This window comes from Paenibacillus sp. GD4 (assembly GCF_030846225.1).
Taxonomy (GTDB): domain Bacteria; phylum Bacillota; class Bacilli; order Paenibacillales; family NBRC-103111; genus Paenibacillus_G; species Paenibacillus_G silviterrae.
In genome coordinates this window covers 720,374-732,734 of the sequence record NZ_JAVCYK010000001.1, presented here as the reverse complement: position 1 = coordinate 732,734, position 12,361 = coordinate 720,374, and the positions used below count along the sequence as shown (strand labels likewise).

Annotated in this window: 8 protein-coding genes; all 8 read left to right on the top strand. The window is 55.0% G+C overall.

The annotated features are described in order from the left end of the window. The first annotated feature begins 1 nt into the window (after nt 1). The 8 genes from RAC89_RS03450 to RAC89_RS03415 all read left to right on the top strand — a co-directional run bounded on the left by RAC89_RS03450 (nt 2) and on the right by RAC89_RS03415 (nt 12,360). The gene (locus RAC89_RS03450; protein WP_306611758.1) at nt 2–721 is read left to right on the top strand and encodes a phage baseplate assembly protein V; all 720 of its coding nucleotides are present in this window, start codon (nt 2–4) and stop codon (nt 719–721) included. Between the two features lie 14 nt (nt 722–735). After that, nucleotides 736–1,137, top strand: a complete 402-nt coding sequence (locus tag RAC89_RS03445) for a GPW/gp25 family protein (RefSeq protein WP_306611756.1) — start codon at nt 736–738, stop codon at nt 1,135–1,137. Nucleotides 1,138–1,203: 66 nt separating this feature from the next. Further along, nucleotides 1,204–4,254 (top strand): putative baseplate assembly protein, encoded by a 3,051-nt coding sequence (locus RAC89_RS03440; protein ID WP_306611754.1) that lies wholly within the window; start codon nt 1,204–1,206, stop codon nt 4,252–4,254. A gap of 27 nt (nt 4,255–4,281) precedes the next feature. After that, nucleotides 4,282–6,525, top strand: coding sequence for a putative baseplate assembly protein (locus RAC89_RS03435; protein ID WP_306611752.1), 2,244 nt, complete (start codon nt 4,282–4,284; stop codon nt 6,523–6,525). Nucleotides 6,526–6,571: 46 nt separating this feature from the next. Then, nucleotides 6,572–8,713: a phage tail protein gene (locus tag RAC89_RS03430; RefSeq protein ID WP_306611750.1), complete on the top strand. Its 2,142-nt coding sequence runs from the start codon at nt 6,572–6,574 to the stop codon at nt 8,711–8,713. 23 nt (nt 8,714–8,736) lie between these two features. Further along, nucleotides 8,737–10,410: a hypothetical protein gene (locus RAC89_RS03425; RefSeq protein WP_306611748.1), complete on the top strand. Its 1,674-nt coding sequence runs from the start codon at nt 8,737–8,739 to the stop codon at nt 10,408–10,410. Between the two features lie 18 nt (nt 10,411–10,428). After that, a complete protein-coding gene (locus RAC89_RS03420) occupies nt 10,429–10,815 on the top strand; it encodes a DUF4280 domain-containing protein (protein ID WP_306611746.1) in 387 nt (128 codons plus the stop codon). Nucleotides 10,816–10,833: 18 nt separating this feature from the next. Continuing rightward, nucleotides 10,834–12,360, top strand: coding sequence for an MORN repeat-containing protein (locus RAC89_RS03415; RefSeq protein WP_306611744.1), 1,527 nt, complete (start codon nt 10,834–10,836; stop codon nt 12,358–12,360). Nucleotide 12,361 lies beyond the last annotated feature (1 nt).

Below are 12,361 nucleotides of genomic sequence, written 5' to 3'. Positions count from 1 at the left end.
TATGAACGATTTCCCTTTTGCGGTACCGAATGAAATCAGAATGCCGCGTATTGAAGGCGTAATGGTCGGAATTGTAACCAACAACAAGGATCCGGAGAACCTAGCCAGGGTCAAGCTCAAGCTGCCATTGCGCGAAGGCGAAACGGAGACCGATTGGGTGCGCATCGCCACCTTAATGGCCGGGAATGAACGCGGAAGCTTGTTCATCCCGGAGGTTGGAGACGAGGTTCTCGTTGCGTTCCATCTGGGAGAGGTGAGGCAGCCCTATGTGATCGGCACGCTTTGGAGCTCCAAGCTGAAGCCGGCCCCCGGGAAGAACGAAAAGAACGACGTGAGAAAATTCAAATCCCGCGCCGGACACGAGCTCATTTTCGATGATAACGATTCGGACGGCAAGGTAACGCTGAAGACGAATAAGGGTCAAATAGTTGAAATGATGGACAAGGACAGCTCCATCAAAATCGCCGATTCCTCAGGCAATCAGTCCGTGCTGATCAAAGGCGGCTCCGCCAATGAAATTACTATCAGCGCGGGAACGTCGAAGATCATGATGAATGCGAAGGGAGATATCCAAATCGAAAGCACCAAGGAGATCAAGGTGAAATCGACGCAGCTTAATCTGGAGGCTTCCGCTACGATGGAGCTGAAGGCTGGAGCTTCCATCAATATGAAGTCGGACGGCATCATTAACATTAAAGGCAGCATGGTCAAAATCAACTGATAAGGAGGTCTGTGATGTCCAAATCCTTTTTGGGTCGGGGGTGGAAGTTTCCTGTTGAAGTCGATGAAATGACAGGCCGCATCAAAATGGTAGAGCATGAGGACGACATCGCGGAAGCGATTCGGATTATCGTATGGACGGGGAAGGGGGAGCGGATGATGCGCCCGAGCTTCGGCTGCGGTTTGGAGCGGTTTTTGTTCGGCTCCACGGACGATACGACGCTGAAGCTGATGGAATCCACGGTTGAGGAGGCCATTCGGGCATGGGAGCCCCGCGTCTATGAGGTCAAGGTACGTGCCGAGCGGGACGGCTCGGAGCCCGGTAAGATCCTTTTGAACGTGGCGTACGCAGTGCGCTCAACCAACAACCTGTTTAACCAGGTATACCCGTTCTATCTGAATGAAGGGGCGAAATAATGCCCAACTACACGAAGAAGTGGAGGTGAAGAGCAAGTGCATGTTCCGCCGATTGATCCGCGAACCATGGCGTCCTTAATTGAGCAAATGAAAGAAATGGCTCCCCATTATACGCCGGAATGGAGATTTACGCCGGAGGACCCGGACCCGGGAACCGCCTTGTTTCTCCTCTTCGCCCGGATGCTGGATGAAAATATAAAGCGGCTGAACCGCGTTCCTCATAAAAATTTTATTGCTTTCTTGAATTTGCTTGATATTTCGCTTCAAGCTCCAAAGCCGGCCGGCGCTTACTTGACGTTCCATCTTAGCGAAGGAGCCGACAGGCATGTACTGGTGCCGGACGGGACCCGGGTGGCCGGGCTGCCGACCGATGGCGGTGCCGAGCCGATCATTTTCGAGACCCAGGGACCGATGGTGGTAACACCCGCCAAGCTCACTCAGATGTTCAATGTGAGCTCCGCGCACGATCGAATCGTCATGCTAAGCTTGGATGGCAGAGAGGAGCATTCCGTTCCTCTGTTCGATACGTATGAGGGCTCAGGCAGGAATCTGCAGGAGCATACCTTGTATCTCAAGCTGAATGATTTATTCCTTGTACGCCATGGCGCTGCGCTGGAGCTCGAGCTGTCCCACACGCAAAAGAGATATACGGAGCCGTTGGCCTGCGAGCTGTTAGCCAATCCCCGGATGGTCGAATGGCGATACTACAGCGAAGGAGCCTGGATCCCTTTCGATGAAGTGTCGTGCAGCGGAAACAGGGTGCTTCTCCAGAAGAGGACAAATAAAGTATGGAGTGAGCTGGAGCTCGAAGGCGTTCAAGGGAGATGGCTGCAGTGCGCTGCCGGTCCGATCACGGATGAGAGCGGAACGTTGCCCTTGGCTGAGCTGGAGCTGGACGGCCTTAGGCTGAAGGGCAGCTATCTGGATTTCGCCGAGGAGGGCGGTATTGCCCCACAGCGAATGTACTTTAACGATATCCAGGTGGAAAATGACGGATTTCATCCGTTTGGCGAAATGTTTGCGCCGTTTGGCATCTTTTACGCGGCCAGCGATGAGGTTCTAAGTAAAAGAGGTGCCTGGATCACGGCAGACTTTACGCTGTCGTTCAAGGAGTACCGCCTGTATCCCGAGAAGCCGCCGGAAGTCAACTGGAAGATGATCATGAGGCGGGAAGAGGTCGACAAGGTTGACATCCCGGACCGAATTTCCGTCGTCCGGGTAGTGTGGGAATACTGGAACGGAAACGGCTGGGTGAGGCTGCCTGTCGCTAAGGAAGCGGAAAGTATCTTTTTCCCATGGACAGAGGAAAACAGGCAAGTACAGATTGCCTTCCGCTGCCCTGAGGACGTGTCGGAGACGTTCGTCAATTCCGATTGGAATTATTGGATCCGCGCCCGGGTATTGAACATCGACAATATGTACTCGCCTAATGCCGTTTACATCTCACCTTGGGTTGAGAATGTTCGATTCACCTACGACGATTTGGAACAGCAGCGGCTGCCTGAGCACTGCCTTACGCGAAATCACGTCGAGACGCTGGACTACTCGAGGAATCTCGAAGGAACAGGCAATGTGTTTCGACCCTTCCTTGCCCTGTCCGGGCAGCGGCCTGCGGTTTATCTGGGCTTCGACCGCAGGATGGAGCGCGGACCGATCAGCATTTACTTTTCGCTGCAGCAGCAGCGGATGACGGAGCAGGAGGCACCGCTGCTCGATTGGGAGTATTTGGAGGACGGATGGGGTTTGAACGAGTGGCGGCCGCTGAAGGTTAGGGATGGCACCGGCGGCTTCGTCCGTTCGGGAACGGTCCAATTTCTGGCCCCCTCCGATATGGGGGAAGCGAGCTTATTCGGCACGAAGGGCTTCTGGCTCCGGGTGCTGAACAAGGACGGCAGGCTGGACCAGCCGATCGGCTTAATTCCGAAGCCGAAGGTAAGGGGGATTAGAACGAATACGGTGCTTGCCCTGCAGCAGGAGAGCATCGTCATGGAATCTCCCGAACGATCCATTCCGGAGTATGTGTATGAGGATGAACACACGGAAGTGATACTGGCGCGCAGCCCGGTCGTGTCGGAGGAAGTATGGGTCGATGAGACCGAACAGCTGCATGAGGACGGAGTGGAGCTGTTGACTAGCACAGGCCGTCCGGTACAAGTGCTGAGGGATTCGGACGGCCGCTTAATGAAATGCTGGGTGAAGTACGACCCCGTTAGTCATTTTCTCGCCTCCGGCCCGGAGGACCGCCATTACGTTATCGATCGTACCTCGGGCAGACTGAAATTCGGCGACGGTGTTCGCGGGAAACGGCTTCCTAACGACGATACGGAGCGTATAAAAGTGAATTACAAAAGCGGCGGGGGAGAACGCGGCAATCTTCCCCGCCACCGAATACAAAGTCTGCAAAGCTCCATCGCCTTTCTCCAGGGGGTTACGAATGAGGAGCCGGCTTCGGGCGGCTGCGATGCCGAGACAATGGAGCAGGCGATCCGGCGCGGCCCTCAAAGGCTGAAGCACAGGGACCGGGCCGTAACCTCAGAGGATTACGAATGGCTTGCGAGGGAGGCATATCCGAATATCAGCAAGGTCAAATGTCTGCCGAATGTCAACGTCCGCTTGGAAAGGGAAGCCGGCTGCATGACCGTCGTTGTTCTCCCCAAGGGAGAAGGGCAGACGGGAGCTGCTTTTCAAGAGATCAAGAATCAGGTTGAGTCTTATCTGTATGCACGAGCGCCTCACGGCATCTGCTTTCCCGGCAAAATCGGAGTGATCGAGCCTGCCTATCTTGAGGTCGGCGTACAGGTCGTGCTTGCGGTTAAGTCGATGGACGAAGCGATACAGGCGGAGACAGACGCGTTAGAGCGAATGGAGAGGTTTCTCCATCCCCTTCACGGCGGCTTTGACGGCCGAGGCTGGGATATTGGAAAGGCGCTGCATGCGTCGATGTTCTATGCGCTTTTTAAATCCATAGGCTCCATTCATCACGTGATTCGTCTCTCTCTGTCGGTACTAAAGCTCGAGGACGGGGTCCGAACGGAAGTGCTTCCCGAAAAAATGAATGAATATAAACATGGCGTCATTAAGAACGGACTACATAAAGTAACGGTGCAGATCGTCTGATCTGCGGGAGAAAGGAGGAACTCTGCATTGCTGAAGCTGCCGAATTTAGATGATCGCGTTTATGAGCAGATGGTGGAAGAGGCTCGCAAGCAGATTCCCTCCATCTATCCAAGCTGGACCGATGAGAATGCGCATGATCCCGGCATCACGATGCTGGAGCTTTTCTCTTGGCTCACAGAGATGCAGCAGTATTACTTAGATCGGATTACGGAGAGGAGCGAAAGAAAATTCCTCAAGCTGCTCGGTATCCGGCCGAAAGCGGCAGGAGCGTCGTCAACAGAGGTGCAGTTTCATGGGGTTGCCCGGCAAGCTGCCCTGCCGCAAGGGACGAGGCTGCTTGCCGGCGATCAAATCTTTGAAACGGAAGACCCTCTGCTTCTCGTGCCTGCGGCTCCGGAGAAGCTGATCGTCCGAACATCAACCGGTATGACGGATTATTCTTCAGCGAATGAAGGCCGCAACGTGGCTTTCCCTGCCTTCGGCCCTCGGGCGCATGCCGGAAGTGTGCTGCATATCGGCTTTGGGAAGCCGCTTCCCGTAGAAGAGACTGTGACGATGTCCGTTCGGCTAGACGAGAACTACCCGGTTCGTCCGGTCGAGGATGTTCTAGGCGAACGGGTGCCTTCGGCCAAGGTGCAGTGGCAGGTGTACGTTGGGGGCGAGCTTGGCCAAGAATCGACGGAGGGCTGGGCGGAGCTTGAGCTTGTGAAGGACGAAACGAATCAGTTATCGGGAAGCGGAACATTGAAATTTCGATTGCATGCTCCGATGCAGGCAACCATCGTGCAGCCTGCGGTGGACAAGCCGAGGTACTGGATCAGCTGCCGGGTAGTAGAGGAGGGCTTTGAGCTCCCGCCGAAAATCGAGCGATTGGCACTTAACGCAGTCACGGTCAAACACCACCATACGATGAGTGTTACCGAGCTGTTTGACTGGCACGGAGAACCGGATCAAGCGGTCGTTTCCAGCCATTACTTAGCGTATTTCGGCAGGCATCAGGTTCAAATCCGGCAGGAAAACGGCTCTTGGGCACAGTGGCAGGAGGTTTCCAGCCTCGATTCCTACGGATCAGAAGACCTTGTCTATACTCTGGAGCGGAGAGAAGCGAATAAAACGGTGATCATCCGCTTCGGAGACGGAACCAAAGGAGCAGTCCCTGCGGCAGGCCGTTCCCGTGTGAGGCTGATCAGCTACGAGCCTGATTTTGAAACCAAACGGAAGATCGGGTCCGGCAACGGCTTAGCGGGCCAAACCATCGATTATTTGCCGACGCCAGCCATTGCAGCGGGAGTTAGCCTGCAGACCGGGAGCAAGGATCGCAGCGGGACTTGGCAATGGCATGACTGGAAGCAGGTTGACGATTTTGACAGCTCCGGTCCTGAGGATCGCCACTATATATTGGATGCCGAGCAGGGAACGATCCGCTTCGGAGACAATGAACGCGGCCGGGTTCCGGAAAAGTCCGATGTCCCCAATATGGTGTTGACCGCATATCGAATCGGCGGAGGCGCGGCCGGCAATATTAACGCAGGGATGATCGACCGGTTTGCGGAGCCATGGCCGGATGTTTATGGCGTGCAGCCTGCCAATCGATTCGCCGCGTCGGGAGGAAGCGAGCCTGAAGCATTGGAGCAAGCGAAAGTCCGGGCGCGGCTTGCTCTCCAGCAGCCGGCGACGGCGGTAACGGAGAAGGATGTCGAGCGTGTAGTCAAGCAAACCCCGGGACTGCGCATTGCAAGGGTAAAAGCCATTCCGCTTTATTGTCCGGGGATGCGGAATTATCCGGTTGAGAAAGCCTCTGGACGTCTTTCGGTGGTAGTCGTGCCTTACAGCGAGAATCCCCGGCCGATGCCAAGCAAGGGGTTTCGCGAGACGGTCAGACGCCATCTGGATAAATACCGGCTGCTCTCGACAGAAGTGGATATTATTCCGCCGGAATACATACAAGTCAGCGTCAATGCGGTCATCATCGTCGAGCCCCATTTCAAGGAGGAGAAGATGACCATTCTCCGTGAGTTAAACCGGCTGCTTCAGCCCTTTGACAATTCCGATGGAGGCACGGGCTGGGCTTTCGGCCGTACGGTGTATAAGGGCGATATATACGGAGTCATCAACCGAATACAGGGTGTAAGCTACATTCAAGACGTATGGATTTCCGCTGAAGGCAGAGGCTTTCGGAAGGAGCCCGGCGGGGATATCGTCCTGCCCCCGAATGGGCTGGTGTGCTCCGGGGAGCATGATATTGAATTGATTAGTGCGGCGGAGCTATAAGTTTGAAAACAGGCAGTAGTGCGAAACAGAAAGGAGGATCTCGCGCATGATGGAGCCTTTTCGGTTTTTCTCGCTGAATAAACCGTCCGATTGGCAGCAAGGGATTACGGACAATATCGACATCGACAGCGCTCTCGGAATGGGTCTCGCGAAGACGAAGAAATACAACGTCACGCAGCATTTGGACTTGGCGGAGCTGGAAGGGGTTCCTGAGATCATCGATGTCGCCTTAGGCCGCCAGGGCCGATTGTACTTGCTGGACGAGGATGCCGCGCTATGGATATTCGATACGGACAATCTGCACCTGGAGCCGCTGATCGCACGAAATCATGGAATCTACACAACAGGTGCCCGAATAACGGCTTGGGGCGATCTGGTGTTAATCATTGATGCTGCAGCGGAGGAGTCCATTACGGCGTACTCCGCGTCCAATGGCCAGGCTGTTTGGAGCCATACCGTGCACCGTGGGAAACGAATCTATCCTATCCTGGCCGTTTCGGATGCGGAAGGCTGCTTTGTCGTTTTAACGGCGCTGGAGGGGGAATCCGGATACCGCCTGCTGCGCTATCACCGGTCCGGCAGGCTGATTGATGAACGGGACATTCGTCCGGGCAAAATTCAAGGATTGGAGAGCTGGCCCTCGTCAGAAGAAGAGTGGCCCGCTTTCCTTGACCTCATGCGAAGACAAATCTCAATGACTTCCTCACCTGACGGGACCGTGTGGCTGCTGCAGCCCTCCGAAGGAAGGCTGTACCAGTATCCCGCGGACGGACTTGCTCCGATTGAACAGTCATACAAGCTGCAAGATCAGCATCAGCTTCAGGTCATTGCAGCCGACAGGCAGGGCAAGCTCTTTGCAGCAGCTCGTTCGATTGGATCCGACCATGACATGTCGGGCTCCGAGCGGGAAAGCTTTCTTTACAGCCGATCGCACCCTGTAGGAGCAGCATTGCCCGCCTTCGAAAGGCTGTCCCCGTTTCCAGGGGCGTGTGACCGGCTTTTCATGGATGAGAAAGGGATCCTGTATGCCCTGCATTTACCCAAAACGTCGCTATTGATCCTCCGTTCCCAGCAGCGAACCCGACTTCATCCAGGGACCGGCTTCTACTCGGGAACCTGGATAGGGGCATCGCTTGACAGCTATGAGAACGAGCTGGAGTGGCATAAGCTTTCGCTGGATGCAACCATCGGTGAAGGCATGCAGCTGCGGGTTTCCTGGTACGCTTCCGACCGGAAAACGGTAATGCTCGGAGACTCGACCTACATCGATATCGACGAGCTGCTTGCCGACCCGGACCGAACGGCGGAAGAGAAGCAGCGGCTGCTCCTGCCCCTCTGGTCAGGCCCTATGGACAATCCGAAGGATGCGTTGTTTTTCGGCGCTAAAGGCCGTTATCTCTGGATTCGGCTGGAGTTTGTGGGAAGCGAGCAGGGAACGCCTGCGATCAAGAGACTGAGAGTGTATTACCCGAGGATGTCGTACTTGTCTTATCTTCCTGCCGTGTATCAACACGATGAGAAGAGTCGGAGCTTTCTTGAACGTTACTTATCTCTCTACGCTTCCATGATGGAAGAGACGGACGAGCGGATTGCTACGATTTCCCGATATTTTGATCCCGATGCGGTGGACGGACCGTACCTCCGTTGGCTGGCGGGCTGGCTCGGCCTCGCGGCGGAGGACTATATCAGCGATCAAACCTTGAAGCTGCTTATGCGTGAAGCGTCGTTTCTCTACAGGTACCGTGGCACACGGGCTGCCCTGGAGCGAATCATCGAAATTTTTACAGGGGAAAAGGCCATTATTGTGGAGCATCATCAAATACGTCATTTGCTTGAAAATGCGGAGCAGCGAGAGCGTATTGCGGAGCTGTACGGCGACGATCCCTACACCTTTTGCGTCATGGTGCAGCCGGAGCATGCGCAAACCGACAAGCAGCGATACTTGCTGGAGAAGCTGATTCATGAACAGAAGCCCGCCTATACGGAGGCGAAGCTTATTGTGCTGCAGCCATGGATGAATATGGATATGCATACGTATCTGGGAATCAATACGAAGCTTTCGGAGCCTACGCTCTTAACACTGAACCAGCAAGCCACGTTACCGCATCATTCCGTATTGATTGATGTCGACCGCGACCGCCGTATGGACATTCACACGAGGCTGGGTCTTGATTCGGAGCTCGAATAAACCAGGGAAAGAGGAAGTAGAGAATGAAAAAATCAAGGTATTTTCCATTCGAACGTAACCGGTATTTTTACGGCAAGCTGCTGACGGTCCGGGACTTCGAGTCCGAACAAAAGTATTTCAACGATAAAAGACGGCTTCTCAACCGCCTTCTGTACGGGAGCGGGGTGATCGCGGGTCTGCAGGTCATTGCGGTGGATGACAAGTCGGTATCCGTCGAATCCGGTGTAGCGGTGGACAGTCTGGGACGAGAAGTAATTGTAGCTTCTCCGGTTACCTTGAAGCTTTCCATGATGGAGGGCTTCAGCAACAACGAGTATGCCAAGAATGTATACCTCTGCATTGCCTACGATGAGAAGGGAAAAGAACCGGTTCACGCGGTCACGAGCAGCTCGGTTCGTCAAGAGGAAGTCAGCGAGTATAACCGTGTCGTCGAGAGCTATCGGCTGTTTATTCGTGAGGATGCGCCGGAGCCCGCCCAGTTCGATTGGAACCAATTCAGCAAGGAATCGACGCTGATTCATGATGACGGGCAGGTGCGCGTGGTTCAGTCTGTCCCGCGTTATGTGGCGGAGGGGGAGACGTTCGAGGTGGAGCTCCGGGTCGAGAAGACGCTGCAGTCCTCGCGCATTACCTTTGAATACGAGCCGCTAGGGGATCACTTCCGCTTTCTGGACCAAACGGAGCACGGAAAGCTGCGCTTCGTCGAGCCGTCCGACAGCCGTTCGGGCGACTACACCGTCAGCTTCCGTGCCGTGGCGAAGGGGAAGGCCGGGGAGCGCGGCGAGCTTGGGAACAAGCCGGGCAGCGCTCTCTTGATGGTGGGTGACCGGCGCATTCAATTGACGCATTCCTTCACAAGCCAGGTGGAGATTGTCCGCGACGTGGAATCCCGTCTTTGGGAAGCATACATCAATCGACCGCTGGATACGGTACTTAGCTCCCCGGCGGATCCCTATTTGGTGCTGGCCAAGATCAGCCTTCTCCAAATGGGCCCTAGCTACGTCATCGAACGGGTAGACCCGCTTCCGTTCGGAGAGCTTGTGGTGAATTCGCCGATGCTTAGCGAGCTTGTGCGCCGTAGGGGCAGCATAGCCGGATCGAAAGCCTTCTCCGCAAGCGCGGAGACCAGACAGCTGCCTTCGGAGGAGAAGCCGCATTTTTCCGTGGCCTTCCAGGAGGAGACGAACCGGTTCGAATTTACCCTCGGTCTTCCGCAATCCCAATCGATTGAGGAAAAGGTAGCCACAGGAGTAACGGAGATTTCGCTTCTATCGCAGGATGGAAAGCAGGATAGTAAAATTCCTTTTCTTCGTCAGGGCAAAAGCTTCTTCTCCGGTGAAATCGAACATGGACTAGGGTCTGGACCGGTATTGATTACGGTGGGCGTTGAGCTCGACAAGGGGGAAGGCGTCGTATCGGAGCTGCTTGGAACGAGCGAATGTGTCATGTACGGTGCTCAGGACGTGTTCCAGGACAGCGAATTTGAGCCGAATTTGCCGAAGCTATCGATCGGGACCTTGGTTTATCCGCAAAAAGGGACATTTCGTATTGGTGTAAAGCTTCTTCCTGCACCGGAGATTCCTTCCATAAAGCTGCGCTGGTGGGCAGTGCGGAAAAACACTAACGTCGAATCGGATTCGGCGCACGAGCTGCTGGATTCCTCCGAGCAGGAAGCGGCGGCCGGTACGGACAGCTAGAAAGGAGGGAAGCGGTCTATGGGACAACTGGTATGCGGCGGAGCCAATATTAAGTGCAGCTTCGGCAATGCTCCCGGCACCCTGATGGTGCTTCCGGCGAACCGGGTGATGCACTCGATGCCGGTAGCTACGATAATGGACGGCAAGCCGATGGTGAATGTACTGCCCTTCGGCATGTGCAGCTCCATGGCGAACCCGACGGTCGCTTCGGCTACGGCAGCGGCCTTCGGAGCGCTGACTCCGATGCCCTGTGTGCCGGTAACTCCGGCTCCATGGGCTCCGGGCTCGCCGACCGTACTGATCGGCAATTTTCCCGCGTTAAATAAGGACTCAAAGCTTATGTGCGCTTGGGGCGGCGTCATTGAAGTATTGAACCCCGGACAGGCCACCATTCAGGTTCCCTAGGATAAGGAGCGAACCGACGTGATTGAAGCCATTATCAAGCCTTTTATTACACCGATTCAGAAGCGCATTATTGCCCCGATCATGAGGGCAAGAGCGCTTCCTAAGCTGATCGTCAAATGGATCAAGGCGTTTTTCAAAAAGATTTTAAATGCGAAACAAATATCGAAAGAAAGCTACGTGCTGATCGGCAATTACTATATACAGAAGAAGCTCATCGTCATCTGCATTTTGGTTATTTTGGCGCTGGTCTACTTCATTTTTATTAAGCCGCCCGCTTTTGTGAACAGATGGTTTCACTTCACGCCGAAGCTGGTCGAGCAGACAAGCGCGCCGATCACTTATACCGGAAAAGCCCAAGTATTTACGGAAGCCAAGGTACTCAGGTACGAAGGCGAGCTGGCGGAAGGAATTTACCAGGGTAAAGGCAAGCTGTTCGCTGAAAACGGGCAGATCGAGCGGCAGGGCGATTTTGACAAAGGGCAGCTGAAGCAAGGGGAGCATTACAGTGCAGACGGCGTGCTGCTCTACAGCGGCGGCTTCTCAGAGGGGCTCTATTCCGGACAGGGCACGCTTTTTTATCCCAATCGTTCCATCCGGTATCAGGGTGAATTTCAAGCCGGCAAGCCTACGGGGAAGGGCAAGGCGTTCGATGAAGGCGGCAGGCTGCTGTACGAGGGGAATTTTGCCTCAGGCTTATACGCCGGAGAAGGCATCGAATATTATCCCGGCGGCGCGGTGAAATATCAGGGGCAATTCCTGGCGGGCAAATATAACGGTCCGGGCAAGCTGTTAAACGAGGCGGGGGCGCTGGTGTACGAGGGCGGCTTTGCCGGCGGACAGTACTCCGGGGAAGGAACGGCCTTTTATCCGGCTGGAACGGCGCAGTACAAAGGGCAATTCATGGGAGGCGCTTATAACGGGGCCGGACAAGCCTTCTACGAAAGCGGCAAGCTGAAATACGAAGGCGGCTTTGCCGGCGGCGTCTACCATGGCGACGGCATGGCCTACTCGGATGCCGGGCTGCCTGTGTACAAGGGCAAGTTCATCAATGGCCTTTACGAAGGACTTGGCGAGGAGCTTGGTGCGGACGGAAAGGCTGTTTACAAAGGGTACTTCAGGCAGGGACAGCCGCATTACGGCGGGTTTCTCGGTTTATCCGGCGCAAAGCTGGAGGAGCTGCTCGGCAAGCCGCAGGATACCGCCATTGCGGATCGTGCCGACGGAAATCCCGAGCTGATCATGAATTATCGGGACTATGGGCTGCGAATTGTCATGCGGGTTTCAGAGCAGGATCCCGCCGTTACTTATGTGGGCTCGGTTACTCTGACGAAGGCCCAGGCTTTCGAGCAGCTGCAGGCTTCCATGACCGCGCTATACGAGAAGCTGAAGAAAGAGGATCCGAACCAGGTAAAGCTTGTCCGGTCGGAGCTGGTTGTATCCGAGCTGGAGCGGACCGAGATGTTCCTGTATGAGGATCAGTTTTACCGTTTTACATTCATACCGAGAAATACGCTGCAGCGTGCTGAAATTTACCTTAGCGAATAAT